This is a genomic window from Roseobacter sp. MH60115 (assembly GCF_015644665.1).
In the GTDB taxonomy this organism is placed as follows: Bacteria; Pseudomonadota; Alphaproteobacteria; order Rhodobacterales; family Rhodobacteraceae; genus Roseobacter.
In genome coordinates, this window is sequence record NZ_JADOBQ010000002.1 from 557,779 (window position 1) to 582,631 (window position 24,853).

The 24,853-nt window shown below is 60.6% G+C and carries 27 protein-coding genes and 1 riboswitch; of the genes, 22 read left to right on the forward strand and 5 right to left on the reverse strand.

Annotated features, from left to right (window positions below; all coding sequences use genetic code 11):
• Positions 1-324: 324 nt before the first annotated feature.
• Positions 325-429, forward strand: a riboswitch (guanidine-I (ykkC/yxkD leader).
• 79 nt (positions 430-508) lie between these two features.
• Genes ISX84_RS08345 through ISX84_RS08370 form a run of 6 tightly spaced genes read left to right on the forward strand, consistent with a single transcriptional unit; the run spans position 509 to position 4,967 of the window.
• Complete coding sequence (locus ISX84_RS08345; protein WP_195819877.1) at positions 509-1,552, forward strand: putative urea ABC transporter substrate-binding protein; 1,044 nt, start codon at positions 509-511, stop codon at positions 1,550-1,552.
• A 25-nt stretch (positions 1,553-1,577) separates the two neighbouring features.
• On the forward strand, positions 1,578-2,405 hold the full coding sequence (locus ISX84_RS08350) for an ABC transporter permease (RefSeq protein WP_326838719.1): 828 nt from the start codon (positions 1,578-1,580) through the stop codon (positions 2,403-2,405).
• Positions 2,402-3,172: an ABC transporter ATP-binding protein gene (locus ISX84_RS08355; protein ID WP_195819878.1), complete on the forward strand. Its 771-nt coding sequence runs from the start codon at positions 2,402-2,404 to the stop codon at positions 3,170-3,172. The genes ISX84_RS08350 and ISX84_RS08355 overlap by 4 nt, the downstream gene beginning before the upstream one ends.
• A complete protein-coding gene (locus ISX84_RS08360; RefSeq protein WP_195819879.1) occupies positions 3,150-4,394 on the forward strand; it encodes an agmatinase family protein in 1,245 nt (414 codons plus the stop codon). Before ISX84_RS08355 ends, ISX84_RS08360 begins: the two co-directional genes overlap by 23 nt.
• A complete protein-coding gene (locus ISX84_RS08365) occupies positions 4,384-4,812 on the forward strand; it encodes a hypothetical protein (RefSeq protein WP_195819880.1) in 429 nt (142 codons plus the stop codon). The genes ISX84_RS08360 and ISX84_RS08365 overlap by 11 nt, the downstream gene beginning before the upstream one ends.
• A complete protein-coding gene (locus ISX84_RS08370; RefSeq protein ID WP_195819881.1) occupies positions 4,809-4,967 on the forward strand; it encodes a hypothetical protein in 159 nt (52 codons plus the stop codon). The genes ISX84_RS08365 and ISX84_RS08370 overlap by 4 nt, the downstream gene beginning before the upstream one ends.
• A gap of 31 nt (positions 4,968-4,998) precedes the next feature.
• Here the strand turns inward: ISX84_RS08370 and ISX84_RS08375 are convergent, their stop codons facing one another.
• A complete protein-coding gene (locus ISX84_RS08375) occupies positions 4,999-6,855 on the reverse strand; it encodes a sigma-54 interaction domain-containing protein (RefSeq protein WP_195819882.1) in 1,857 nt (618 codons plus the stop codon).
• A gap of 202 nt (positions 6,856-7,057) precedes the next feature.
• Here ISX84_RS08375 and ISX84_RS08380 point away from each other — a divergent pair, with 202 nt between their 5' ends.
• From ISX84_RS08380 to ISX84_RS08400, 5 genes are read left to right on the forward strand one after another with little or no spacing between them, the layout of a single operon-like run.
• Positions 7,058-8,431, forward strand: coding sequence for a CmpA/NrtA family ABC transporter substrate-binding protein (locus ISX84_RS08380; RefSeq protein WP_195819883.1), 1,374 nt, complete (start codon positions 7,058-7,060; stop codon positions 8,429-8,431).
• On the forward strand, positions 8,431-9,264 hold the full coding sequence (ntrB, locus tag ISX84_RS08385) for a nitrate ABC transporter permease (RefSeq protein WP_195819884.1): 834 nt from the start codon (positions 8,431-8,433) through the stop codon (positions 9,262-9,264). The genes ISX84_RS08380 and ntrB overlap by 1 nt, the downstream gene beginning before the upstream one ends.
• A gap of 11 nt (positions 9,265-9,275) precedes the next feature.
• Entirely contained in the window at positions 9,276-10,181 is a 906-nt protein-coding gene (locus ISX84_RS08390; RefSeq protein ID WP_195819885.1) for an ABC transporter ATP-binding protein, read from the forward strand.
• Positions 10,174-10,656, forward strand: coding sequence for a cyanase (cynS, locus tag ISX84_RS08395; protein ID WP_229884180.1), 483 nt, complete (start codon positions 10,174-10,176; stop codon positions 10,654-10,656). Before ISX84_RS08390 ends, cynS begins: the two co-directional genes overlap by 8 nt.
• Positions 10,657-10,665: 9 nt before the next feature.
• A complete protein-coding gene (locus ISX84_RS08400; protein ID WP_195819886.1) occupies positions 10,666-11,130 on the forward strand; it encodes a nuclear transport factor 2 family protein in 465 nt (154 codons plus the stop codon).
• Positions 11,131-11,146: 16 nt separating this feature from the next.
• Here ISX84_RS08400 and ISX84_RS08405 read toward each other — a convergent pair whose 3' ends face one another.
• Positions 11,147-12,124, reverse strand: coding sequence for a DMT family transporter (locus tag ISX84_RS08405; protein ID WP_195819887.1), 978 nt, complete (start codon positions 12,122-12,124; stop codon positions 11,147-11,149).
• Positions 12,125-12,246: 122 nt separating this feature from the next.
• On the opposite strand from ISX84_RS08405, the gene ISX84_RS08410 reads away from it, so the two are divergent.
• The 11 genes from ISX84_RS08410 (at position 12,247) to ISX84_RS08460 (ending at position 21,598) form a co-directional block, all read left to right on the forward strand.
• Entirely contained in the window at positions 12,247-12,756 is a 510-nt protein-coding gene (locus ISX84_RS08410; RefSeq protein ID WP_195819888.1) for a CoxG family protein, read from the forward strand.
• 140 nt (positions 12,757-12,896) lie between these two features.
• The gene (locus ISX84_RS08415; RefSeq protein WP_195819889.1) at positions 12,897-13,835 is read left to right on the forward strand and encodes an ABC transporter ATP-binding protein; all 939 of its coding nucleotides are present in this window, start codon (positions 12,897-12,899) and stop codon (positions 13,833-13,835) included.
• A complete protein-coding gene (locus ISX84_RS08420) occupies positions 13,832-14,593 on the forward strand; it encodes an ABC transporter permease (RefSeq protein ID WP_195819890.1) in 762 nt (253 codons plus the stop codon). Before ISX84_RS08415 ends, ISX84_RS08420 begins: the two co-directional genes overlap by 4 nt.
• Positions 14,594-14,662: 69 nt before the next feature.
• On the forward strand, positions 14,663-15,460 hold the full coding sequence (locus ISX84_RS08425) for a S49 family peptidase (protein ID WP_195819891.1): 798 nt from the start codon (positions 14,663-14,665) through the stop codon (positions 15,458-15,460).
• Positions 15,461-15,638: 178 nt separating this feature from the next.
• Positions 15,639-16,583: a calcium/sodium antiporter gene (locus tag ISX84_RS08430; RefSeq protein WP_195819892.1), complete on the forward strand. Its 945-nt coding sequence runs from the start codon at positions 15,639-15,641 to the stop codon at positions 16,581-16,583.
• Between the two features lie 12 nt (positions 16,584-16,595).
• Positions 16,596-17,375 (forward strand): SDR family oxidoreductase, encoded by a 780-nt coding sequence (locus tag ISX84_RS08435; RefSeq protein WP_195819893.1) that lies wholly within the window; start codon positions 16,596-16,598, stop codon positions 17,373-17,375.
• A 283-nt stretch (positions 17,376-17,658) separates the two neighbouring features.
• Positions 17,659-19,542, forward strand: coding sequence for an excinuclease ABC subunit UvrC (uvrC, locus tag ISX84_RS08440; protein WP_195819894.1), 1,884 nt, complete (start codon positions 17,659-17,661; stop codon positions 19,540-19,542).
• A gap of 162 nt (positions 19,543-19,704) precedes the next feature.
• On the forward strand, positions 19,705-20,370 hold the full coding sequence (pgsA, locus tag ISX84_RS08445) for a CDP-diacylglycerol--glycerol-3-phosphate 3-phosphatidyltransferase (RefSeq protein WP_195819895.1): 666 nt from the start codon (positions 19,705-19,707) through the stop codon (positions 20,368-20,370).
• A gap of 6 nt (positions 20,371-20,376) precedes the next feature.
• Positions 20,377-20,622, forward strand: coding sequence for a molybdopterin converting factor subunit 1 (gene moaD / locus ISX84_RS08450; protein ID WP_195819896.1), 246 nt, complete (start codon positions 20,377-20,379; stop codon positions 20,620-20,622).
• A gap of 5 nt (positions 20,623-20,627) precedes the next feature.
• Positions 20,628-21,071, forward strand: a complete 444-nt coding sequence (locus ISX84_RS08455; RefSeq protein ID WP_195819897.1) for a molybdenum cofactor biosynthesis protein MoaE — start codon at positions 20,628-20,630, stop codon at positions 21,069-21,071.
• A gap of 80 nt (positions 21,072-21,151) precedes the next feature.
• A complete protein-coding gene (locus tag ISX84_RS08460; RefSeq protein ID WP_195819898.1) occupies positions 21,152-21,598 on the forward strand; it encodes a universal stress protein in 447 nt (148 codons plus the stop codon).
• A 2-nt stretch (positions 21,599-21,600) separates the two neighbouring features.
• Here ISX84_RS08460 and ISX84_RS08465 read toward each other — a convergent pair whose 3' ends face one another.
• The 3 genes from ISX84_RS08465 to ubiA all read right to left on the reverse strand — a co-directional run bounded on the left by ISX84_RS08465 (position 21,601) and on the right by ubiA (position 24,851).
• Positions 21,601-21,927: a hypothetical protein gene (locus tag ISX84_RS08465; protein WP_195819899.1), complete on the reverse strand. Its 327-nt coding sequence runs from the start codon at positions 21,925-21,927 to the stop codon at positions 21,601-21,603.
• Entirely contained in the window at positions 21,920-23,827 is a 1,908-nt protein-coding gene (locus tag ISX84_RS08470; RefSeq protein ID WP_195819900.1) for an OmpA family protein, read from the reverse strand. The genes ISX84_RS08465 and ISX84_RS08470 overlap by 8 nt, the downstream gene beginning before the upstream one ends.
• 61 nt (positions 23,828-23,888) lie before the next feature.
• Positions 23,889-24,851 carry a 4-hydroxybenzoate octaprenyltransferase gene (gene ubiA / locus ISX84_RS08475; protein ID WP_195819901.1) on the reverse strand — a complete coding sequence of 321 codons (963 nt, stop codon included), beginning with the start codon at positions 24,849-24,851 and terminating at the stop codon, positions 23,889-23,891.
• Positions 24,852-24,853: the final 2 nt, after the last annotated feature.

Sequence of the window (24,853 nt, forward strand, 5' to 3'; positions counted from 1 at the left end):
GCCGTCCCCCAAACAGCATTTCTCCTGGTCAACAGAACATAGGCACACCACCTTATGTTGCGCGAAAAACTGGCCGTCGTAGACTGATCCGATCAAGCGATACGCACAATCAGCGTCAGCGGCTTTCGACCGGCCAGTTGCATATCGAAACACCCGCAACCTTTCTTGCTGATACACCAAAACCCACAGACGCAGCGTCCAGAGAGCGCGTGAAAAGCAGCCGATTAACATGAATTGTGCCTATTGATTAGGCGTTCTGGCGCGGCCCGTCTCAGAACGCGCCCGACCGCTTGCTTGTCTGCAAACACTTCGGTTCGCTCAAAGGTGCAGGATGTCTAGGGTTCCGCCGTCATTCACGGGTCTGGTCCGAGAGATATCGCTGTTCGGTCAATCCCGGACAGTACACGGCGGGGCAAAATCCCGGGAGGCTACTGCGCTGGTTTGACCCGCGCTCCGTTTTGCCACCCACGCGGTCATTCCATTCGAAAAAAACAGATGGGGACCGAAGATGAAAAAACTGACAGTGACCGCGATGGCGCTCTGCCTGAGCACGAGCGCCTTTGCGCAGGAAAAGACCGAGTTCAAAGTGGCGTGGTCGATCTATGTGGGGTGGATGCCCTGGGGCTATCTCGAAGACAGCGGCATCATGGACAAATGGGCCGACAAATATGGGATCGATGTCGAGATCGTGCAGATCAACGATTATGTCGAGTCGATCAATCAGTATACTGCGGGCCAATTCGATGGCGTGTCAGCAACCAATATGGACACGCTGTCGATCCCTTCGGGCGGTGGCGTCGATACCACGGCGCTGATCGTCGGAGACTATTCCAACGGCAATGACGCGGTGATCCTGAAGGGCGATGGCGATCTGACCAGCCTGAAGGGCATGCCGGTGAACCTGGTTGAACTCTCCGTGTCGCACTACCTGCTGGCGCGTGGGCTCGACAGCGTTGGGCTCTCAGAAGCGGATCTGGGCGGTGTCATAAACACCTCCGATGCTGATATGATCGCCGCCTTCGCCACCGATGATGTGCAAGCGGTGGTGACGTGGAACCCGCTTGTCTCCTCCATCCTTGAGGACCCGAAGGCGACGAAGCTTTTTGACAGTTCGGACATCGCCGGCGAGATTATCGACCTGATGGTGGTGAACACCGAAACGCTGGAGGCCAACCCTGATTTCGGCAAGGCGATGGTGGGCGCCTGGTACGAGCTCATGGGCCTGATGGCGGCAGGCGACGAAGGCGTGCTGAGCGCCATGGCCGACGCGTCGGGAACCGATCTGGCGGGCTATCAGGCACAGCTGGCCTCCACCGAGATGTTCTATGATCCTGAAGCGGCCGTCGCGTTCACCGAAAGCGATGCGTTGCCCGAGACGATGGAAAACGTCGCGGGATTCCTTTTTGACAAGGGTATCCTGGGCGAGGGCGCACCTTCGGCCGATTTTGTGGGTGTTGCCTACCCCGATGGATCGATCACGGGTGACGTCAACAACGTGCAGTTCCGCTTCGACACGACCTATATGCAGATGGCCGCCGACGGCAGCCTGTGATGGAAAGGAGCCGCCGCACCCCGGTGTGGCGGCACGTGTCATGCGCCTGATCAATCTCAAACCTGGCCCTGCCCTCACGGCCTTTTTGACGCTGCTGCCGTTTCTGGCCGTGTTCATCGCTTATGCAATCGGTTCGGAAATCCGCCTGGCCGAGAACCCCTCGGACAAGCTGCTGCCCGCGCCGGGTAAAATCTGGGACACGATGGTGAGCCTGACCACGCAAGGTGATCGCCGGACCGGGCGCATCCTGTTCTGGCATGATACATGGGCCAGTCTGAAGCGGCTTGGTCTAGGGATCGTGATCTCATCGCTTTTCGGCCTTGTCATTGGCCTGATGATTGGACTTTTACCACTGGTCCGCAGTGCGCTTGCGCAGTTTGTCGCCATCCTGTCGATGATCCCACCGTTGGCGTTACTGCCCATCCTGTTCATTGTGTTTGGCCTTGGGGAGCTGTCCAAGGTGGTGCTGATTGTCGTCGGCACCTTGCCGTTCATGATCCGCGACCTCAGCCAGCGGACCCTGGAGATCCCCGAAGAGCTGCTGGTCAAGGCGCAAACGCTGGGCGCATCCAGTTGGGTCATCGCGATACGTGTCGCTCTTCCGCAGGTGATGCCACGTCTGATACAGGCTGTGCGGCTGTCGCTCGGCCCGGCATGGCTGTTTCTGATCGCGGCAGAAGCGATCGCCTCCGACCTCGGCCTCGGCTACCGGATTTTCCTCGTGCGCCGCTACCTCGCGATGGATGTGATCCTGACCTATGTCCTCTGGATCACGCTGCTGGCCTTTGTCATCGATTGGAGCCTGCGTTGGGCCTCCCGCCGTTTCTTCCCCTGGGCGAAGGAGGGGTTATGAGCTTTGTGACGGTCGAGGATGTGTTCCAGAGCTATGATGACCGACCCATTCTGGAACGGGTGAATGTCGAGGTCGATGAGGGCGAGTTTGCGGCCATTGTCGGTGCCTCCGGCTGCGGCAAGTCCACCTTCCTGCGGCTGCTGCTGGCGCAAGAGCGGCCCAGCCGGGGTAGGGTGCGCATTGCCGATGCGCCCCCGGCCAAAGAACCGGGCCTGGACCGCGGGATCGTCTTTCAGAAGTATTCGGTCTTTCCCCATATGACCGTCCGCGACAACATCGTGGCGGGGGAAAGCCTGCGGTTGGGATGGGGGCGGTTTTTTGGCCAGAAATCAAAGGCCGCCAGGGTACGCGCGGATGAAACGCTGGCCCGGACCGGGCTGGATCATGTGGCCCACCACTATCCCGCGACGCTGTCGGGTGGGATGCAACAACGCCTCGCCATTGGGCAGGCGCTGGCAGCCAAGCCGCGCGTGCTGCTGCTCGATGAACCCTTTGGCGCGCTTGATCCCGGCACGCGCCTGTCGATGCACGATTTCCTGCAAGAGCTGCGGGCGGAGACGGGCATGACCGTGTTCATGGTGACCCATGATCTGGAAGAAGCCTTCAAGCTCGGCGACCGCGTGCTTGTCTTCGACAAACCCCGCTGGGACCCGCACGACCCGTCCCGCTATGGCGCGACAATCACTTACGACTTTGATGCCCGCGATGGCGGCATCCCATTCCAAAAACTTCAGGAGGATACGCATGTTTTGCAGGCCAGCAGATAGGTCTCGTTCACACCACCCCGGTGACCACCGCCGCACCGAGGCGCGGCATCATCACCCCGACCTGACCAAGCTGCGGGGCTGGAAGGCCATGCAGGCCGAGGGCGATCTGCCCGAGACCGGCTGGGAGCAGGAGAAGAAATGGGCCCTGCGCATGGGGCTCACAGGGGCCGACAGCATCGAGGACAAATCCATCCCCACCTTCGCGCGCGGCGAACTGCCGCATTACGCAGGCATCAACACCTTCCTCAAGGCGCCTTACGCCGAGGACGTGACCGAGGTGAAGGACTACGACGCCACCGTACTGGGCATCCCCTTTGACGGCGGCACCACCTACCGGGCGGGCACGCGGTTTGGCCCGCAAGGCGTCCGCAAGATCTCCGCGCTCTATACGCCCTACAACTACGAGATGGGCGTGGATCTGCGCGAGCAGATGACGCTCTGCGATGCGGGGGACGTCTTCACGATCCCCGCCAACATCGAAAAGACATTCGACCAGATCAGCCGGGCGGTCAGCCATGTGGCCTCCTCCGGCTCGCTGCCAATCATGATTGGCGGGGATCATTCCATCGGCTTTCCCTGCGTGCGCGGGATCGCGGAGTGCACGTCGAAGAAAATCGGCATCGTGCACTTTGACCGCCATGCGGACATTCAGGAAAAAGATCTGGACGAGCGCATGCACACCACGCCGTGGTTCCACTCAACGCTGCTGCCGAATGTGCCCGCCAAGAACCTCGTGCAGGTGGGCATCGGCGGCTGGCAGGTCCCGCGCGAGGCGGTAAAGGTGGCCCGCGAGCGGGAGACCAATATCATCACCATGGGTGACATGGAAAAGATGGGCGTCGACAAGACCGCCGAGATGGCGCTGGAGATGGCCTGGGACGGGGTCGATATGGTCTATATGTCCTTCGACATCGACAGCATCGATTGCGGCTTCGTGCCCGGCACCGGATGGCCGGAACCGGGGGGGTTCCTGCCGCGCGAGGCACTGGCGCTGGCCTCAAAAGTCGCCGCCGAAGGCATCTGCGGCATGGAGCTGGTCGAGGTCGCTCCGCCCTATGACCAGTCGGAGATTACCGCACTCATGGGCACGCGGGTGATCGTGGATGTGCTGGGCTCGCTCGTGGCCTCCGGCAATATGGGCAAGCACAAGCGGCACATCGACAAGCCCGTGGAAATCCCCCACGGCGACTTCACAGGAAAGCGGTGGTCCAATGCCACATGATATCGTGAACGGCCACATCGGCCACAACCATGACCACCCCGACCACCTGCACAGCCATATGAATGAGGCCGATGGTGCGGCGGAATTGCAAGTGCTGACGGAGCAGTTCATCGATGGGTTCATCGCCGCCAAGGACAAGATGTCCTATCTGCGCATCGCGGGCGTGCCGCTGGAAATCGACGCGCCCGGGGGTGGGCCGTCGATGAAGCTGGTGGATGTGAAGCTGACCACCGAATGGCAGGTGGGCACGGCCTCCCCGTCCTTTGGATCGCGCGAGCTGAGCTATCTGCCCTATCCCGGCGAAATGGTCACCGAACGCACCAATATGGGGCTGATCTACGTATCGCTTGACGCGAAACATGTCACCGATCTGCGCAGCTTTCTGCAGGAGCATCCTGCGGTCTCGGAGGTGTCATGAGACGTTTGAGCGTATTGGTCATGCCGTGCGCAACACCCGCCTATGCCCATCATGAGGTGGTTGTCGCGACGTCCATGCTGCCCCTGGCCGGGGGTCTTGCCGCAATCGCGGCGGCGGGTCTGATTGCCCTGCGGCGGTGGTTGCGCAATCGGTGATGGTCGGCGTACTTTGGAGCCCAAGCCCCACCTACCAATCCTTGTCGGTCAGGCCCAGCTTTTGCAGCCGTGAATAAAGTGTCGTCGGTCGCACACCCAGCAGTGCGGCCGCGCCACCGTTGCCTGACACGCGACCCCCCGCCTCTTTCATGCAGGCAATCGTATTGGCGACCCGAATTTGTTCGATGTCGGCCTCTGTCAGCAGTGTTGAGGAGTTGCGCACAACCGGGGCCGTGGGATTTTGGATGTCCACGACCAGTTTGCCCGCCCGCGAGACAATCGCCCCCCGTTCAATCACATTCGCCAGCTCCCGCACGTTTCCCGGCCAGTCGTATTTCTGCAGTTTCTGCATCATTCCTTCAGTCACAACCGGGACCGCGCGACCCAGCCGCTTGCTGGCAAGTTTCAGGAAATGCGCCACCAGCGGCGGGATGTCCTCCACGCGCTCGCGCAGGGGGCGGCAATGGATCGGGAACACATTCAGAAACAGAACGAGATCCTGCCGTAAGCGACCGGCCTGAACCTCTCGCTCCACATTGCGGCTGGTCGAGGCCAGAACACGCAGTTCAATCGCGCGCATCCGGTCTTCGCCAAGCCGGACAACGGCGCGGCGCTGCAACGCTTCGAGCAGACGGCCCTGATGCTCCAACGGGATGTCCGCGACTTCATCGATGAACAAGGTGCCGCCATGGGCCAGTTCGATTTTGCCCGGCTTATCGCGCAGGGCCCCGTTGAAGGCCCCGCGCACATGGCCAAAGAGCTCGCTTTCGATCATTTCGGGGGCGACGGCCCCGCCTTTGAAGTGGATCATGGGCCGGCGCTTGCGACTGCTGTCATTGTGTATCGCGGAGGCGACAAGCGATTTGCCCGAGCCGCTCTCACCGGTGATCAGCACATTGGCCTCTGTGCGCGACACCAGCTCGATCTGGGTGATGACCTGACGGATCGCGGGTGATTGCCCGATGATGTCGTGGTGCGCCCGCTCGATGTTGATCGCTTCCTGAAGATAGGCGTTCTCCTGCTCCAGCCGGTCGCGCAGGGCGGCAATTTCATCCATGGCCGCATGCAGCTTACGCTCGTTTTCCGACCTCTCCGTAATGTCGCGAAAGATCACCACGGCCCCCACCAGGATCTGGCCTTCGTAAATCGGGGTAGAGACATATTCGACGCGGATCGGCTTGTTGTCCTTGCGCCAGAACACCTCGTCCTCGATGCGGTTGACCTGCTCGAACCGGAACGACTGGTAGATCGGACATTCATGTGACGGGTAGACCTCCCCGTTCAGACGGTGATGGTGGATCATCTGGTGAATGTCGCGGCCAATCAGGTCTTCGGTTGTCCATCCCAGCATTTCCTGTGCTGCGCGATTGACGAAGGTTGTCTTGCCTTCGGCGTTCACGCCATAGATGCCTTCGCCCGCGGCATTGAGGATCAGCTGGTTCTGCCGCTCAAGCTCTGAAAAGAACGCCTGCACCCGTTGCCATTCCAAAATGCCGCTTCTGTACATTTGGGCGGTGGCGGTTTCTTCGGCACGTTGGTCCATCGTCGTCAGGTCCGTGATGTTCAGCAAAAGGGCATCTCCCCTTTCGGTCGTCACGATGCGCCCGTTCAATTCGCAAATCAGCGGTGCTTCTTCTCGCGCGGTCAGCGCGATCTTGCGCGTCCAGGCGCTCCCCCGGTGCAGCACCTCATCGATGAAAACGACGAAGTCGGCGAGGTCGCTTTTTACCCGCCCTGCAAAATGCGTGCCGACCAGAGCGCTGTTTCCGAAGGTGCGGACCGCCTCGGAGGTGGCGGCGAGGATGACGTCCGTTTGCAGATCAATCAAAAGCGTTGGGCCAAAGGCGCCAGCCAGGAAAGAATCGAAAGAGTGATCAGTGTGAAGCATCCAAGAAGTCAGCAGCCTTTGCACCACTCGCGCAACACGACATTTCGTAATTTACGAAAAACCGTAAAATCAATCACACTCGAACCGGCAGTATCGCCCTGATTTTAAGCGTAAATTGCGAAAACGCTTTTTCTGACAGCACCTATTCTTTTGCATTCTTCCTTCCGTCAGCATGGAGAAAACCAGCGACGGAGAGAGTGCCATGACAGTGAAATCCCTAAGCAACCCGTATTCCTCCGAAACCGATTTGCGGCACGGGCGCGGATGCTCTTGTGACAGCTGCACGGGGTTAGAGGATCTGGCGACATCCGGCATGTCCGCCGACGACATGCTCGAACAGGCCGTTGAAAGCGCCATCGTGCGGTCCGTCTTTGGCCAGAGTGATGTCAGCCGCCGGTCCTTCATGGGCATGGTAGGCGGTGCGACAGCCGCCGCTGCGCTGGCGTCGGTCTTTCCGCTGAACGAAGCAAAGGCCGCCATCCTCGATAATCTCGGCCCGCCGGAGAAAACCGACCTGAACATCGGTTTCGTGCCGATCACCTGCGCCACGCCGATCATCATGGCGCAGCCTCTGGGATTCTACGAACGCTACGGCCTGAACGCGCAGGTCATCAAGACAGCTGGCTGGGCCGTTGCCCGCGACAAGTCGCTATCGGGGGAATATGACGCAAGCCACATGCTGACGCCGATGCCCCTGGCGATGACACTGGGGGCGGGGTCTGTCGCTGAACCCTACATCATGCCCGCCGTCGAGAACATCAACGGTCAGGCCATCGTGCTGTCGAACGAACATCTCGACAAACGGGACCCGAAGCAATGGAAAGGCTTCACCTTCGGGGTGCCGTTTGAATACTCCATGCACAACTTCCTGCTGCGCTACTACGTGGCGGAATTCGGGCTGGACCCCGACGTCGACATTCAGATCCGCGTGGTGCCACCCCCTGAGATGGTCGCAAACCTGCGGGCCGGGAACCTCGATGGCTACCTGTCTCCGGACCCCTTCAACCAGCGTGCCGTCTTTGAAGGCATCGGGTTCATCCACATCCTGACCAAGGAGATTTGGGAAGGACATCCATGCTGTGCCTTCGCCGCGCCTCTGTCTTTTGCGACTGAACTGCCGAATACCTATGGTGCCCTGCTGAAATCGATCATCGACGCGACCCAATATGCGTCAAACCCGGACAATCGCGTTGAGATATCGGAGGCGATTGCCCCGACGAACTACCTCAACCAGCCGGTTACCGTCATCCAGCAGGTGCTGACAGGCACCTATGCCGATGGCCTGGGCGAAGTGCAGCGGGTGCCGGACCGGATCGATTTCGATCCATTCCCCTGGCATTCGATGGGGGTCTGGATCCTGACGCAGATGAAGCGGTGGGGCTATATTGAGGGCGATGTCGATTACAAGGGCGTGGCCGAACAGGTCTACCTCGCCGCGGACGCGAAGAAGGTGATGGAAGACTTGGGATACGACGCTCCGGACGTCACCTACAAATCGCATACGATCATGGGCAAGACCTTTGATCCCGCCACACCAGAGGCCTACGTCGACAGCTTCGCAATCAAGACAAACTGATGGAGAAGCTGTCGGAGAACAAACGGGCGGCGTTGCTGTCGGTCCTCCTGTTGCTGGTTGGGCTTTTTGTATGGGAACTGTCGATCCCTGCACAAAAAGCCGTGGGCGAGTTGACCGAATACGAACTGCTCACAGGTGGAGGGCAGCCCAAGGCGGGGGTGCCGCCACCCAGCCAGGTGCTGGCCAAGGCATGGGAACAGCTGTCGAACCCGTTCTATGATGCGGGCCCCAATGACAAGGGTATCGGTATCCAGATCGGTTATTCGATCTACCGCGTTCTCACGGGCTATTTTCTGGCCGCGCTGATTGCCATTCCGCTTGGGTTCCTCATCGGGATGTCGCGGGTGGCCTACAAGGCACTGAACCCGTTCATTCAGGTCCTGCGCCCGATATCGCCGCTCGCCTGGATGCCCCTGGCGCTGTTCATCATTCAGGACAGCGAGGCCTCGGCGATCTTCGTGATCTTCATCTGCTCGATCTGGCCGATGCTGATCAACACCGCCTTTGGCGTGGCCGCTGTGCGCGAAGACTGGGTCAATGTGGCCCGGACCCATGAATTGGGAGCGGTCAAGACGGCCTTTACCGTGATCCTGCCCGCCGCCGCCCCCACCATCGTGACGGGGATGCGCATATCCATCGGCATCGCCTGGCTGGTGATCGTGGCGGCAGAGATGTTGGTCGGGGGCACGGGCATTGGCTACTACGTCTGGAACGAGTGGAACAATCTCGATCTCACCTCGGTCATCTTTTCCATCCTCATGATTGGTGTCGTGGGCATGTTGCTGGACGCTATGTTCGGCTTCCTGCAGCGCCGCGTCACCTACATCGAATAAAGAGAAACCCTATGAAACCGTTCCTGAGCATCGACAACCTGACACAGCGCTTTCCCGATGGCACTGGCGGAGAGTTGACCGTCTTCGAAAACGCCAGTTTTGGGGTTGAGAAAGGCGAATTTGTCGTGATCCTCGGTCATTCGGGCTGTGGCAAATCGACGATCATGAACATCCTCGCGGGTCTTGCAGAGCCGACAAGCGGCGTGGTCACCATGGACGGCTACGAGGTGCGCGGGCCCAGTCTTGATCGCGGTGTGGTGTTTCAGAACTACTCCCTGCTGCCGTGGCTCTCGACTCTGAAGAACGTGACCTTCGGCGTGGCTGCCCGACACCCCGAATGGTCCAGGGCGGAGGTCGCGGCGCATGCCACCAAGTTTCTGGCGATGGTCGGACTTGAGGGCGATGTCATCCACCGCAAGCCAAGCCAATTGTCGGGCGGCATGCGGCAACGTGTGTCGATTGCGCGCGCCTTTGCCAATCACCCCAAGCTCTTGCTGCTGGACGAGCCCTTTGGCGCGCTCGACGCGCTGACGCGCGGGACCATCCAGGACGAGCTGCTCAAGATCTGGGGGCAGATGGAGCAGACCGTCTTCATGATCACCCACGACATCGATGAGGCGATCCTGCTGGCGGACCGCATCCTGCTGATGACAAACGGCCCCTTTGCGCGCGTGGCGGAAAGCGTGGAGATCACCATCCCCCGTCCTCGCAACCGGACCGAGATCATCGAGCATCCCAACTACTACGCGATCCGCAACCATCTGGTGCAGTTCCTGGGCAAGCGCTCCAAGGAGATGTCCGGACAACCGACGGAGGCGGGCAAGACAAACAGGCCAGTGCCCGTGCGGATCGACAAGTCCGAGCCCGCAGACGATCCCGAAGACAGACGACCTGCCTTGAGCGCAGTGAATGGTTAAGACGACTATGAAAGGCCCCGGAATGACCGAGATGATGACGAAAGAAGACGTAACCGCGATGATCCTCTCCGCCAAAAGGCAGGCTGGTCTGACGTGGGAAGACATCGCCGCCAAAATCGGCATGTCCCCGGTCTGGACCCATTCCGCCGCCATGGGCATGAACGCTTTTCCGGCGGATAAGGCAAAGCTGATGGTCAGCGTGATGGGGCTGCCGCAGGAGGCCGAGAGCGTGCTGGCCGAAAGCCCGACCAAGATCTGGGAGCAGGCGGTGCCAACCGATCCTTGTATCTACCGGTTTTATGAAATCGTAGGGGTCTACGGACCGACGTTGAAAGCGCTGATCCAGGAGAAATTTGGCGATGGCATCATGTCCGCCATCGACTTTGACATGTCCGTGACGCGGATCGAAAACCCGAAGGGCGACCGTGTGAAGGTCGAGATGTCGGGCAAGTATCTTGGGTACAACAGCTGGTAGGGGATCGCGATGACACGCATGCCAGTCCCGCCGTTTTCCTATGACGATGCGGTCACAAAGGTCCGCATGGCGGAAGACGCCTGGAACAGTCGCGACCCGGACAAGGTGGCGCTGGCCTATACGCCCGACACACGATGGCGCAATCGCTCCCAATTCATCAACGGACGCGATGAGGTCCGGCAATTCCTCGCAGCGAAATGGGAAGCCGAACAGGAGTACCGTCTGATCAAGGAGATCTGGGCGCAGGGTGACAATCGCATCGCCGTGCGGTTTTGCTATGAATACCGCGATGCAACCGGGCAGTGGTTTCGCGCCCATGGCAATGAGAACTGGGAGTTCGACACGGGCGGCTACATGGCTGCACGGCATGCCTCGATCAACGACGTGGCGATCCGTGAATCTGAGCGACTGTTCCGCTGGGATCAGGGACCGCGTCCCGCCGCGCATCCGGGATTGTCTGACTTGGGCCTCTGAGCGTCAGGGTGTCGTCTCAGCGCCGCCGCACCGGTGCCCGCGCCACGATGCGGGCCTTTTGCTGTTCGCGCAGAAAGACGAAGAGGCCGGAGCCGAGGATCAGCGCGATGCCGGCCCAGACCTCCCAGACCGGCAATTCGGCAAAGATGAGCCAGCCCCAGAAGACCGCGAGCGGCAGGCCCACGTATTCGAACGGAGCGACCGTGGCGGCATCGGCCATGCGGTAGGCCTGGCTGAGGCAATAGCCGACCACGGCGGCATTGGCTCCCATGCCCAGCATCACCCACCAGTCCGCGTTGGACGGCCAGACCCAGGCGCGCAGCAAGAACTGCGTCGACGGGTTATCGATACCTTCTGCAAACCGCCCGTCCCCCGCGACCACGTAAAACCCGACAGAGACCACGATGAAGGTGGCCTGGATATAGACCGAGAGCGCGGAGGCCTTGCTTTCCACGCCAAGCTTGCGGGTCATCAGCTGGTTGAGCGCATAGGTCAGCGCAGCAAGGACCGGCATCAGCAGCACAAGTCGGGAGGCCTGCAGGCTGTCCGCATCCGCCCAAGGGCGCTGCATGATGATCACGCCTGAAAAGCCGATCAGCACCGCGCTCATCCGGAACAGGCCGACCTTTTCACCCAGAATGGGGATGGACAACAAGGTGATGAACAGAGGGGCCGCAAAGAACAACGCCGTTGCATCGGCCAGCGGAATGGCGGCGAGGGCGACGAAGTAGCTCATATTCGCAACCACGATGAGCAGCCCGCGGATGAGGTGCAAAAACGGCCTGCGGGTCTTGAGGATGTGCCAGCCGCCTTCCATCTGCACCATGATCATGGAGAACATCAGCCCGATGGCCGAGCGCAGAAAAACGATCTCGTGCAGCGGATAGCCCCCTGACAGCTGTTTGATCAGCATGTCATTGATAGAAATTGCAAAAACACCTGCGAGCACGAAAAGGATGCCGAGGCCTGCGCGGTTTTGGGGAAGATTGGCCATGCCGCAGACCTATCAGCCTAGAGAGCGCTGTCGAGCCCGGAAGCGACATGGCCCAATTCAGATTGGCGCATCGGCGCGGGCTGCGTTAGGTTCGTGAAACCCGAGCCAGAAGGAGCCCACCGATGCAGATGTCAGATACCCGCCAGATTGCCGCAAGCCCTGCAGAGGTCTATGCCGCCTTGCTCAGTCCCGAGGTGCTGGAGGCCTGCGTGCCCGGCGCGCAGGATGTGACCGGTTCTCCCGAAGAGGGGTTTGAGGCCACCGTGGTGCAAAAGGTCGGGCCGGTAAAAGCGACATTCAAAGGGGCGGTGATACTGTCGGACATGGTGCCCGACGAATCCCTGACCATCAGCGGTGAAGGGAAGGGCGGTGCGGCAGGTTTTGCAAAAGGGGGCGCAGAGGTGCGCATGACCGCCAAGGATGGTGGCACGGAGCTCTCCTACGATGTTGAGGCCAAGGTCGGCGGTAAGCTGGCACAGTTGGGCAGCCGCATCATCGACGGGTTTGCCAAGAAGATGGCGGATCAGTTTTTCACCAATTTACAGACTGCTCTGGAGGGGCCTGCACCGGCGGCGGATGCGCCGGAAGAGGAAAAGAAAAGCTGGCTTAAACGCATTACTGGCAAAAACTGACCGCCCGCGGGTTTACGGTTCTGCGCACAGTGGATTGCGGTTTTTTGCACAGATCTCTGCCGGAATTCGTGTCATTCGACACTGTTGTTTCGCCCGCGCGCGCCCTAGTTTCAATGAACTTGGCAAAGGAAAAGACCGGTATGCAGCCCATTCTCGACATCGCAGACCTGCGCAAATCCTACGGTGACGGGTTCGAGGCGCTGAAAGGTGTCAGCCTGCGGATCGAGCCGGGGGAGATCATCGCGCTTTTGGGGCCGAACGGGGCGGGCAAGACGACGCTGATTTCGACCGTCTGTGGGATCACGACCGCGACCTCCGGGACGGTCGCCGTAGGGGGGCACGACATCATCCGGGATTTCAGGGCGGCCCGGTCGATGATCGGCCTGGTGCCGCAGGAGATCAATCTGGAGCCCTTCGAGCGTGTGATCAACACCGTGCGCTTTTCGCGCGGGCTGTTCGGCAAATCACCTGATGAGGCCGCGATTGAGAAGATCCTGCGGCAGCTGTCGCTTTGGGACAAGCGCAACAACCAGATCCGCGAATTGTCCGGCGGCATGAAACGCCGGGTGCTGATCGCCAAGGCGCTCAGCCATGAGCCGCGCCTGCTGTTCCTCGATGAACCCACGGCGGGTGTGGATGTGGAGCTGCGCAAAGACATGTGGGAGATCGTCGAGGGGTTGAAGGCGGATGGCGTGACCATCGTGCTGACGACCCACTACATCGAAGAGGCCGAGGCGATTGCCGACCGGGTGGGGGTGATCGCCAAGGGCGAGTTGCTGCTGGTGGAGGACAAGGCGGACCTGATGGCGCGCATGGGGCAAAAACAGCTTGATGTGCAGCTCTCCGCGCCGCTGGAGGATGTGCCGGAAGCACTCGCAAAATATGATCTGACGCTCTGTGATGATGGACGCACGCTGACCTACAGCTATGACACGCGGGCGGAGCGTACGGGGATCACCAAGCTGCTGCGCGATGTGTCGGAGGCGGGGTTGGTGCTGCGCGACGTGGTTACCCGGCAAAGCAGTCTGGAAGACATATTTGTCGGTCTCGTACATGAAGAAGAGGAAGCCGCATCATGAATTGGACCGCGATCAGGGCGATTTATCTCTTTGAGATGGCACGTTTTTTCCGAACGCTGGCGCAGAGCCTCATCTCTCCGGTACTCTCCACCTCCCTCTATTTCGTGGTCTTTGGCGCGGCCATTGGCAGCCGGATTCAGGAGATCGAGGGGGTCAGCTATGGCGCCTTCATCGTGCCGGGGCTGATCATGCTCTCGGTGATCACGCAGGCGATTTCCAATGCGTCTTTCGGCATCTATTTCCCGAAATTTATCGGCACGATCTACGAATTGCTGTCCGCCCCGGTGAATTTTCTGGAAATCGTCGCAGGCTATGTGGGGGCGGCGGCGACCAAGGCGTTGTTCATCGGGATCATCATCCTGATCACCGCGTTTTTCTTTGTGGATGTGACCATCGCGCACCCGCTGGCCATGGTGGCCTTCCTGTTGCTGACCTGCCTGAGCTTTGCGCTTCTGGGCTTCATCATCGGCATCTGGGCAGGAAACTTCGAACAGCTGCAACTGGTGCCCCTGCTGGTGGTCACACCGCTGGTTTTCCTTGGCGGTGCCTTTTATTCCATCTCCATGCTGCCCCCGGTCTGGCAGACGATTTCCTATTTCAACCCTGTCGTTTACCTGATTTCCGGCTTCCGCTGGGCGTTTTTCGGCAGTGCGGATGTGCCGATTGCCCTGTCCCTGATGGCGATTGCGGGGTTCACCGCCGCCTGCCTGCTGGTCATCGGTTGGATTTTCAAAACCGGGTGGCGTATCCGACAATAAAGGCGCAGGATAAAACTCTCCGTCCTCCCCTCCTTGTTTGCAGGGGGTCGCCATTCTACATGGGGTCACATGAAACGCTGGATACCCTTTGTAAAATCGGACCCTACGGTCGCGATCATTCGTTTATCGGGCATGATCAGCGCCTCCGGGCGCGGCACCCTGAATGATGCAAGCCTTGGCCCTGTCATCGAAAAAGCCTTCTCACGCGGCAAACCGGAAGCGGTGGTGCTGGAGGTGAACTCGCCCGGTGGCAGCCCCGTGCAATCCTCGCTCATCGGCAGCCGTATCAGGCGGCTGGCCGAAGAGAAAGACGTCCCGGTGATCGCCTTTGTCGAGGACGTCGCAGCATCCGGGGGCTATTGGCTGGCTGCGGCAGCGGATGAAATCTATGCCGATGACAGCTCTGTTGTGGGCTCCATCGGGGTGATTTCCGCCTCTTTCGGCGCGCATGAGTTTCTGGTGAAACAGGGGATCGAGCGGCGCGTTTACACGGCGGGTAAGTCGAAATCCATGCTCGACCCGTTCCGTCCGGAAAACCCCGAGGATGTTGCCCGGTTGAAAGAGCTGCTGGAAGACATCCACGTCAATTTCAAGGATCACGTCACCGCGCGCCGTAAAGGCAAACTACCGGAAGACCGAGACCTTTTCACCGGTGAGATCTGGCTGGCCCGCAAGGCGGTTGACCTGGGGCTGATCGACGGGATCGGGCATCTGAAACCGATGATGCAAGAGCGGTTCGGTGAGAAAGTAAAATTCCGCCGCTACGGCGTGCGCAAACCCTTCCTCGCCCGCTTTGGCGCCCAGATCATGGGTGACGCGCTACACGGGATCGAAGAGCGCAGCGCCTTTGCGCAGTTCGGACTATAGGTTTTATGATTTTCAAGATTGTCACCCTCTTCCTGGTCGTCATGGGCGTGCTCGCGATGTTCGGCAAAATGCACTGGCTGGGGGGAAAACGTCTTGGGAATGCCAAATGCCGCCACTGTGGGCGGTATCAGATCGGGCGTGGTCCCTGCTCCTGCGGTAAAGGCGGGACTGCATGATCATGCCTTGGCTCCTGTGTGGCTTCGGCCTTGTGCTGCTGCTGCTGGCCGGGGACGCGCTGGTCAAGGGCGCGGTGAACATGTCGCTGCGTCTGGGTGTGCCCGCCCTGATCGTCAGTCTGACCATCGTGGCGTTCGGGACATCGGCCCCGGAGCTGTTGATCTCGGTGCAGGCCATCCGGGATAACGCGCCGGGGCTGGCCCTGGGCAATGTGGTGGGCTCGAACACGGCAAACATCCTGCTGGTGCTGGGCGTGCCCGCGCTGTTGGCAACCATGCACACATCCGAGTGCAACACGCGCAAGACCTACAACATCATGATCGCGGCAAGCCTGCTGTTCATTGCGCTGGCGTTTCGCGGGGTGTTCGACTGGATCGCGGGCACGGTATTGCTCCTGGGGCTCGCCCTGATGCTCGGCGATGCATTCCGGGACGCGCACCTGCACCGTCAGGCCTGCAAGGGCGCACCGGAAGACGAGCCTGAGGGTGCTGATCCTGACATGCCGTGGTGGCGTATCGTCGTCTTTCTGGTGCTGGGTTTGATCGGCCTGCCTCTGGGGGCCGATCTTCTCGTGGACAATGCAACCATCATCGCCAAGCAGTATGGCGTTTCAGATACCGTGATCGGACTGACGCTGGTGGCGATCGGGACCTCGCTGCCGGAACTGGCCACGACGGTGATGGCGGCTTTGCGTCGGCAGGCGGATGTTGCACTGGGCAATGTCATCGGGTCCAACATGTTCAACCTGCTGGCCATCATCGGGATCGCCAGTTTCGTGGGCCCGATCCCTGTCGATCCTGGGTTCCTGGCTTTCGATCTCTGGGTCATGCTGGGGGCCTCTGTCCTTTTGCTGCCTTTCGTCTATCTAAGCTGGAACATCACGCGGTTCTGGGGCGTGATCCTGAGTGGGCTTTACGTGTCCTATCTGGTGATCGTGCTCAGCTAGGAGGGAGTGAGCATGGCAACAGCATTGGTAACCGGTGCGGGGCACCGGATCGGACGCGCAATCGCGCTTTATCTGTCAGGGCGGGGGTTTGATGTGGCGGTGCACTATGCCTCCTCCCATCAGGGCGCGCAGGAGACGGTATCCAGTATCGAGGCTGCCGGAGGCCGCGCCGTGGCCTTGCAGGCGAACCTTTTGGAAGATGCGGAGACGGAGGCGTTGTTTGACGCGGCTGTCGAGGCGTTCGGTGGACCTGTGACCTGCCAGGTGAACAACGCCTCGATCTTTGAGTATGACACGGTGGCAACGGCGACGCGGGACACCTGGGACAGGCATATGCAGAGTAATCTGCGGGCGCCGTTTCTGCTAACCCAGAAGATGGCAGGGCAGGGGATCGAAGCGACCCTGGATGAGGCAGGCGAGCCGCGGGCGACAGGTCTCATCGTGAATATGGTCGATCAACGCGTCCGCAAACTGACCCCGGAGTTCATGACGTATACGCTGGCCAAGATGGGCCTTTGGGCGCTGACGCGCACCTCGGCGCAGGCGCTGGCGCCCGCGATCCGGGTGAACGCCATCGGCCCTGGTCCCACGCTGCAGGGCGGGCGTCAATCGGCGGAGCATTTTGCAAAACAGCGCGCGGCCACGACGCTGGAACGTGGCTCGAACCCGGCCGATATGACGGCGGCGCTGGGATACTTTCTGGATGCCCCTGCCGTGACCGGGCAGTTGCTCTGCGTGGACGGTGGACAGCATTTGGGGTGGCAGACCCCGGACGTTCTCGGGGTCGAATAAGCTCTGCGGAATGAGAGTTTTGCACGGGCTTAATGAGTGTTACAAATTCGTTACTAAAATGTCTTTGTTTTCAAAAACTTGCACTGTGCATAAGAAAATATCAATTAAAAACATAAGGTTATGTAAGTGCCTAATTTTTGTGCAAATCGCTGAAATACCCCAATTGCAAAGGAAAAATCCGAATGCCTGGAAGTTATCGGCAGAGTTATCCACATGATCCGTGGACAGGTTAGTCCTTGCAGTTGCTTCAACTCCATTGCAGGCCGGGGTAAGAATCACACCCATGGATATATCGGACACAAATGAGACTCATCCAAAGGATGTGCCGACCGGCCCGGACGTGATCCAAGGGTACCTGAAAACGCTGGACACATCGCCCGGCGTTTACCGGATGCTGGACGCGGAAAGCCGTGTTCTCTACGTGGGCAAGGCGCGGAACCTGCGCGCGCGGGTAAGCAATTATGCGCGGCCTACCGGGCACAGCCCGCGGATTGCGCGGATGATCGCGATGACCGCGTCGATGATGTTCCTGACCACGCGGACCGAGACCGAGGCGCTGCTGCTGGAGCAGAACCTGATCAAGCAGCTCAAGCCCAAGTTCAACGTCCTGCTGCGCGACGACAAGAGCTTTCCGAATATCCTGGTGACGGCGGATCATGATTTCCCGCAGATCAAGAAACACCGGGGCGCAAAGAAGGAGAAAGGGGCGTATTACGGTCCCTTTGCCAGCGCGGGCGCGGTGAACCGGACGCTGAACCAGTTGCAGCGGGTGTTCCTGCTGCGCGACTGTTCCAATGCCATGTTCGAGAGCCGGACGCGGCCCTGTCTGCAATTTCAGATCAAGCGGTGCAGCGCGCCTTGTGTGGGCAAGATCAGCGCCGAGGACTATGGCCAGACGGTGCGTGATGCGGAGAAGTTCCTGACTGGCAAGACAACGGATATTCAGGCGCGGCTGGCGGCCGAGATGAGCGCGGCGTCGGAGGCGATGGCGTTCGAACGGGCAGCCGCGTTGCGCGACCGGATCAAGGCGCTGACGCAGGTGCAGACGGCGCAGGGGATCAATCCGCAGAGCGTGGCGGAGGCGGATATCATCGCGCTGCACATGGATGGCGGTCAGGCCTGCGTGCAGGTGTTTTTCATCCGCGCCAACCAGAACTGGGGCAACAAGGATTACTACCCGCGTGTAGGGCCGGATGTGGAGGCGGCGGAGGTGCTGGAGGCCTTTATCGGGCAGTTTTACGATACACGTGAGCCGCCGCGACAGTTGATCCTCAGCAATGAGATCGAGAACCCGGACCTGATGGGCGAAGCCTTGACCGGCAAGCTTGGGCGCAAGGTTGAGTTGCTGGTGCCGCAGCGGGGAGAGAAGGCGGAGCTGATTGAGTCCGCGCTCAGGAACGCGCGCGAGAGCCTGGCGCGCAAGATGGCAGAGACGGCGACGCAGGCGCGGCTGATGAAAGGCGTGGCGGAGGCGTTTGGGCTGGAGGGGCCGCCCGCGCGCATCGAGGTCTATGACAACAGCCACATTCAGGGGGCCTTTGCGGTGGGCGCGATGATTGTCGCGGGACCCGAGGGGTTCATGAAGAACCAGTACCGCAAGTTCAACATCCGCGGTGAGGAGCTGGCCCCCGGGGATGATTTCGGGATGATGAAAGAGGTGCTGACACGGCGGTTCAAGCGGCTGATCAAGGAGGATCCGGAGCGCAAGGAAGGGCATTGGCCGGATCTGTTGTTGATCGATGGGGGCGCCGGGCAGGTGAGTGCGGTGCGCGAGATCATGGAGGCGCATGGGGTGGGGGACATCCCGATGGTCGGCGTGGCCAAGGGGGTCGACCGGGACGCGGGCAAGGAAGAGTTCTACCGGACCGGCAAGCAGCCCTTTGCGCTGCGGCACAATGATCCTGTGCTTTATTTCATTCAGCGCATGCGGGACGAGGCGCACCGCTTTGCCATCGGAACCCATCGCGCAAAACGGGCAAAATCGGTTGGCGCAACGCCGCTTGATGATGTTCCGGGCGTGGGAGCCGCGCGCAAGCGGGCGCTTCTGGCGCATTTCGGCTCAGCCAAGGCGGTGGCGCGGGCGAACCTGAGTGATCTCAAGGCCGTGGAGGGCGTGTCGGGCGCGCTGGCGGAAAAGATCTACGATTTTTTCCACGAGCGCGGGTAGCCGGATTTGGCTTTTCCAAGAAAACCCAATGCCTCCGGCGGGGATATTTTTGGCCAGAAGAAACGGACTTGCGGCGTTTCATGCTGCGGTGGGGCCTTCACAACGGTGGCTGGGCTTCGGTTGCCGCTTTCGCCCGGTTTTACCCCGTTGTAGGGTGAGACCATGACACTGACCTTGCCGAATATTCTGACCATTGTCAGGCTGGTGGCCGCGCCCATGGTAGCGGTGATGTTTCTGTACTTCACGCGGCCCTATGCGGACTGGTTTGCGCTGGTGCTGTTTGTATCCGCCGCTGTCACCGATTGGTTTGACGGCTATCTGGCGCGGGCGTGGAAGCAGGAGACGAAGCTCGGCGCGATGCTGGACCCGATTGCCGACAAGGCGATGGTGGTCATTGCGCTGATGGTGATTGTCGGGTTTTCCGATGTCTATTGGACACCTTGGCTGGTGCTACCTGCCACCGTCATCCTGTTCCGAGAGGTCTTTGTATCCGGTCTGCGGGAGTTTCTGGGCGATACTGCGGGTACGCTGAAGGTGACGTCTTTGGCGAAGTGGAAGACCACCGCACAGATGGTCGCGATTGCGGTGCTGTTCTCCCGTGGGATTTTCGAGCATCATCTGGTGATGAACAGCTATGGGATGGATACAGCGCTGATTGAGCAGGTGATGCGGGGCGAGGTCGAGGATACAAATGGTCTGCGCGGGTTTTATCATGCGATGGTGTGGTCAGGACGGGTGGGGCTTTGGATGCTGTGGATTGCCGCAGCGCTGACGCTGATCTCCGGGTTCGACTACTTCCGAAAATCGGCTCCCTATCTGAGAGGATGAAAGCTCATGAATGTGTTGTATTTTGCCTGGGTGCGTGAACGGATCGGGCTGCCGCGCGAGGAAGTGGACAGCACCGCCGAGACCGTGTCGGACCTGGTGGATGAGTTGGTTGCACGCGAGGACCGCTATGCGGCGGCCTTTGCGGATCGTTCTGCACTGCGTGTGGCCATCGATCAGGAGTTGAGCGATTTCGATGCGCCGCTCAAGGGCGCGCGCGAGGTGGCCTTCTTTCCGCCGATGACCGGGGGCTGAGCCTGATGCGGATTTCGGTGCAGGAGGCGCCCTTTGATCTGGGTGTGGAGACCAAGGAGTTCACTGCAGGTCACACGGACATCGGCGCGGTGGTGACCTTTACCGGCGTGGTGCGTGACAGCGACAAGGCCCCGCTGGAGGTCATGGAAATCGAACACTATCCCGGCATGACCGAATCCGCGCTGACCGAAATCGCGCAGGAGGCGCAAACCCGGTGGTCCCTGGGCGATGTGCTGGTCATTCACCGCCATGGCGCCCTGCAGCCGGGAGAGATGATCATGATGGTTGCCACCGCCGCCCGGCACCGCAAGGATGCCTTTGAGGCGGCTGAATTCCTGATGGACTATCTGAAATCGCGCGCGCCCTTCTGGAAACGCGAGGTGACGGCGGCTGGTACAGAATGGGTGGCCGCAAAAGAGGAAGACGAAGACGCGCTCAACCGCTGGTGAGCCAATTGACGTGCATCAAAGCGGGGTGTGATCACAGGCCCTAGTCTCCTGTCGAACCTGACAAAGAGGAGACAGGAGCGATGTTCAACAAAATCACAGTAGGGTTCGACGGATCGGCACCGTCGGAAAACGCACTGCGGCTGGCCTGCGACCTGGCTGGGAAATACGGATCAGAGCTCCATATTTCACACACCCCCAAACCGGAAACGGTCGCCTTTGCGATGGGTGCCGTCGCAGGCTATCATGTGGCCACCACAATGCCGTCCGCAGAAGAAGTGGCCGAAGCGGCGCAGAAAGTGCTGACCCGGGCGCGTGGCATTGCCGAAAGCGCGGGTTGTCCAAATCCGGTCGCACATGTCGGCGATGGAGAGCCTGCACAGTCGCTTATCAATCATGCTGACGAGGTTGGCTGTGATCTCATCGTGACCGGGCGTCGGGGTCTGGGCAATCTCACCGGTATGGTTCTGGGCAGCACGTCCCAACGGGTGGGCCATCTCGCCAAATGTGCCCATCTGACCGTGGCCTGAGTTTACCCGATGCGTTCGTGATTGACCCGCGCCCGAAGCTCTTCGGCTTCGTGCCGGGCATCGCGCAGCCCGTCCATGGCGGCGCGCAGTTCCGCTTCGGTCTGTGCCAGTTGGTTGGTCAGTTCCGCCTCGCGCTGCTGCAGATAGGTGATCGCCTGATCGCGGGTTTCTTCCGCCTCATGAAGCTCCTGGCTCATCCGGTCAAGCTGTGCCACGTCATCGGCCGCCACACGGGTGAACCGGTGCACGATCCAATTGGCAAACCAGCCCAGACAAAAAGCCACAAAGAGAATGATGGCCGTCGCCACGACAAATTCCGTCCTACTCATCCCCGCTTCCTTCAACCTCCGGACCATCTATTGATGGCTCTGTATCGCTGGATTCTGCGACGCTTTCCAGTGTTGTTTCGCGTTCTGGTTGTGAAGGGGTGGGGCGAATGAGATGAAATTCGATGCGTCGGTTGGCTTCACGGCCTGCATCACTGTCGTTTTCAGCGATAGGTTGCGCTTCTCCGTAGCCTTTCGCGACGAAAGAGCCTGTCAGGACGCGGCGGGCGCGTAACTCGTTGAGCACCGATTCTGCCCGCGCCTGGCTGAGCGAGAGGTTCATTTCCTCGCGGCCCTGGCTGTCTGTGTGCCCCTGCACCTCAAGCCGGATATCGCCGCACTCCTTCAGGACCGATGCAATGTTGTCCATGGTTTCGAGCGCACTGGGGTCGATGGTGGCGCTGCCCGGTTCAAAGTTGATTTTTGCCGCGGATACGATTTCCGCGATATCCGCCTCGCATTCCTCCGGCGTCGGCAGGGCGGCGATGGGGTCCAGCGCTTCGACGTAGAGCACGTTGATGTCGAACGTGGCTTCCTGGCCCAGTTTACTGGCGAGGAACCGGGCAACGGTTGCACGCGCATTCTGATTGCCGGAGTTGCCGGTCAGCGTGATGGTATCCGGCGTTACGGTCACGGCACCATTGCTGAGATAGGCCAGCGCCTGAATACCGGTCAGGACACGCGCGGACCAGTCCGGGGGCATATCCGATACCACGCGGGCGGCGGTATAGACGTTGTCAGACCCGAATTTCGCCCGCGCAAAGCTGTCGGCAACCTGGCGCATGTTCTCGTCCGACAGGCGCCCGCGCAGCTGAACCTGCCCTTCCGGGCTCAGCGTGGCGACGAATTCCGCCGGGCCGGAGGACGGATCCGGTGTTTCCGGCAACACCGGGTAAAGCGCGAAGACGTCCGGCAGGGCGTTTTCCAATTCGCCCGTGACCCGGTCAAAGAGCCGCTGGTCCGTTCCTTCGGCGGCCACCAGCGTTACATCGGCATTGGAAAAGGTGACGCTGCCCGCGCCCAGTTCTGCCAGCGCCGCAATTGCGGTCTCGGCGGCATCTGCCCATGTCGGAGAGGGCACGCCCATCCCGATGGTGCAATGCCCCGGTCCGCTCAGCCCCGCAGCAAAGGCGGCGGCCACGATGCGTTGTTGCGTGGCTTCGGTATCGGCGGAGCAGGCGTCGAACCGTGCGCCATCGCCGTCCATGACGAAACGCAGGGTGAAGGGTGTGATCACCGGGCGCGGCGCGGTGATGTTGAGGGAGAGGCGCAAGGCGGGCGGTGCCGCGCGGGTCAGGCGCGCTTCCATGTCTGATTTCGCCTCGGCACTGTCGGCAATTGCGGTGATCTCTACCCGCCCGGCGGTCACGGATACCTTGGCGCGGGGCAAGTCCTCAACGGCCGAGATGGCAAAGGCCAGCGCGTCCTCCCATCCGCTCGGGGCGGGGTAGTCTGCCGTCTCCAGAAGATCGGTCACCGGCAGGTCGCTCATCGCGTTGAAGCCGGTAATCATCTCGTCGCGATCCGTCGTCTCCGGGATCAGGCCAATGATCGACAAGCCGGCTGTGTTGCGCAGGACTTCGGCAGAAAAGCGCGGCGGTGCGATGTTGGCGACCGCTGCAACCTCCATCTGGTCGATGACGCGGGCTGCGTCCACGACGGACCCTGCAACGCTGAGCGCTTGGAACCGGAGGGCCTCCGTTGGTGCGGTCCCGGCGAGCACCAGTCGCAGACCGTCTGCCTCGACTTCGGCCCATGTCAGTTCGTTTTCATCCAGTGCCGTGCGTACACCGATTTCAGAGGCATCTTCGACCAGTTGTACGGAAGAGTTTGCCGCGATCAGGGCAGCCGTCGCGGCAGCGACAAAGGCAGATGCAGTCAGGGTGTAAGATGACAGGCCCATGATCCCCTGGTGTCCGGTTACGAGTCGTCTAGGTGATACGCCCCCGGGGCGGTGGATTCAATCACGCCAGCAGGGCGGCTGCAAAAAAGAGCAGCGGGATCATGCCGGTATCCCGGTTGGCGCGAAAGAGCCGGAGCAGTTTCGCGCTGTCCTCGATGTCAAGCTGGCGCAATTGCCATGCCATGTGCCACCCCATCGCCCAGGGACCCGCCAGTGCCAGCACCATCGCGAGGACATTTGCCTGCGGCAGGGCACTGAAAACCACGGCGAGGCCCATCAGCCCCACCGTTGCCACCAGGAAGCGTCGCAGCCAGGTGGCGGTCTTGTCGCCGAAGAGGCGTGCGGTGGATTTGACGCCGATCAGCGCGTCATCCTCGGTGTCCTGATGTGCGTAGATCGTATCGTAAAACAGGGTCCAGGCGATGCCGGCAAGGTAGAGCAGCACAGCCGGAGCATGCAGTGTGCCGCTATGTGCCGCCCAGGCCAGCAGCGCGCCCCAGTTGAAGGCAAGTCCGAGGAAGACCTGCGGCCACCATGTGAATCTTTTGGCAAAGGGGTAGACGGCCACGGGCAGCAGGGCCAGCACGCCCAGAGCGATGGCTGTCATGTTGAAAGTCAACAGGATGCAGAATGCCAGCAGCGATTGTGCGCACATCCAGACAACGGCTCCTCTGACGGTGACCTGCCCTGACGGAATGGGGCGCGAGCGGGTGCGTTCGACGCTGTTATCGAAATCCCTGTCGGTGATGTCGTTCCAGGTGCAACCCGCGCCGCGCATCAGCCACGCCCCCAGGGCGCATCCCACGGCGATCCAGAGGTCCTCAAAGCCTGCACGCTGATCATGGATCATCGCCAGTGCCAGGCCCAACCAGCAGGGCAGGAGCAACAGCCATGTGCCGATGGGTCGATCCGCCCGGCTGAGCCGCAGGTAGGGGCGTGACCACACAGGCGCCATTGTGTCGACCCAATTGCCTTTTACCGCATCGGCCACTTGGCCATCTGGCGCAGCGGGTGGGCTTTGCATAT

Excerpts from the sequence above, each read along its gene's own strand:
- ISX84_RS08370 (WP_195819881.1), top strand. The coding sequence starts at position 4,809 with ATGAGACGTTTGAGCGTATTGGTCATGCCGTGCGCAACACCCGCCTAT.
- moaD (WP_195819896.1), top strand. The coding sequence starts at position 20,377 with ATGAATGTGTTGTATTTTGCCTGGGTGCGTGAACGGATCGGGCTGCCG.
- ISX84_RS08420 (WP_195819890.1), top strand. The coding sequence starts at position 13,832 with ATGAATTGGACCGCGATCAGGGCGATTTATCTCTTTGAGATGGCACGT.
- ISX84_RS08375 (WP_195819882.1), bottom strand. The coding sequence starts at position 6,855 with ATGCTTCACACTGATCACTCTTTCGATTCTTTCCTGGCTGGCGCCTTT.
- ISX84_RS08465 (WP_195819899.1), bottom strand. The coding sequence starts at position 21,927 with ATGAGTAGGACGGAATTTGTCGTGGCGACGGCCATCATTCTCTTTGTG.
- ISX84_RS08400 (WP_195819886.1), top strand. The coding sequence starts at position 10,666 with ATGACACGCATGCCAGTCCCGCCGTTTTCCTATGACGATGCGGTCACA.
- ISX84_RS08405 (WP_195819887.1), bottom strand. The coding sequence starts at position 12,124 with ATGGCCAATCTTCCCCAAAACCGCGCAGGCCTCGGCATCCTTTTCGTG.
- cynS (WP_229884180.1), top strand. The coding sequence starts at position 10,174 with ATGGTTAAGACGACTATGAAAGGCCCCGGAATGACCGAGATGATGACG.
- ISX84_RS08435 (WP_195819893.1), top strand. The coding sequence starts at position 16,596 with ATGGCAACAGCATTGGTAACCGGTGCGGGGCACCGGATCGGACGCGCA.
- ISX84_RS08365 (WP_195819880.1), top strand. The coding sequence starts at position 4,384 with ATGCCACATGATATCGTGAACGGCCACATCGGCCACAACCATGACCAC.
- ISX84_RS08380 (WP_195819883.1), top strand. The coding sequence starts at position 7,058 with ATGACAGTGAAATCCCTAAGCAACCCGTATTCCTCCGAAACCGATTTG.
- ISX84_RS08470 (WP_195819900.1), bottom strand. The coding sequence starts at position 23,827 with ATGGGCCTGTCATCTTACACCCTGACTGCATCTGCCTTTGTCGCTGCC.
- ISX84_RS08455 (WP_195819897.1), top strand. The coding sequence starts at position 20,628 with ATGCGGATTTCGGTGCAGGAGGCGCCCTTTGATCTGGGTGTGGAGACC.
- uvrC (WP_195819894.1), top strand. The coding sequence starts at position 17,659 with ATGGATATATCGGACACAAATGAGACTCATCCAAAGGATGTGCCGACC.
- pgsA (WP_195819895.1), top strand. The coding sequence starts at position 19,705 with ATGACACTGACCTTGCCGAATATTCTGACCATTGTCAGGCTGGTGGCC.
- ISX84_RS08430 (WP_195819892.1), top strand. The coding sequence starts at position 15,639 with ATGCCTTGGCTCCTGTGTGGCTTCGGCCTTGTGCTGCTGCTGCTGGCC.
- ISX84_RS08425 (WP_195819891.1), top strand. The coding sequence starts at position 14,663 with ATGAAACGCTGGATACCCTTTGTAAAATCGGACCCTACGGTCGCGATC.
- ISX84_RS08390 (WP_195819885.1), top strand. The coding sequence starts at position 9,276 with ATGAAACCGTTCCTGAGCATCGACAACCTGACACAGCGCTTTCCCGAT.
- ISX84_RS08360 (WP_195819879.1), top strand. The coding sequence starts at position 3,150 with ATGTTTTGCAGGCCAGCAGATAGGTCTCGTTCACACCACCCCGGTGAC.
- ISX84_RS08410 (WP_195819888.1), top strand. The coding sequence starts at position 12,247 with ATGCAGATGTCAGATACCCGCCAGATTGCCGCAAGCCCTGCAGAGGTC.
- ntrB (WP_195819884.1), top strand. The coding sequence starts at position 8,431 with ATGGAGAAGCTGTCGGAGAACAAACGGGCGGCGTTGCTGTCGGTCCTC.
- ISX84_RS08460 (WP_195819898.1), top strand. The coding sequence starts at position 21,152 with ATGTTCAACAAAATCACAGTAGGGTTCGACGGATCGGCACCGTCGGAA.
- ISX84_RS08345 (WP_195819877.1), top strand. The coding sequence starts at position 509 with ATGAAAAAACTGACAGTGACCGCGATGGCGCTCTGCCTGAGCACGAGC.
- ubiA (WP_195819901.1), bottom strand. The coding sequence starts at position 24,851 with ATGCAAAGCCCACCCGCTGCGCCAGATGGCCAAGTGGCCGATGCGGTA.
- ISX84_RS08415 (WP_195819889.1), top strand. The coding sequence starts at position 12,897 with ATGCAGCCCATTCTCGACATCGCAGACCTGCGCAAATCCTACGGTGAC.
- ISX84_RS08355 (WP_195819878.1), top strand. The coding sequence starts at position 2,402 with ATGAGCTTTGTGACGGTCGAGGATGTGTTCCAGAGCTATGATGACCGA.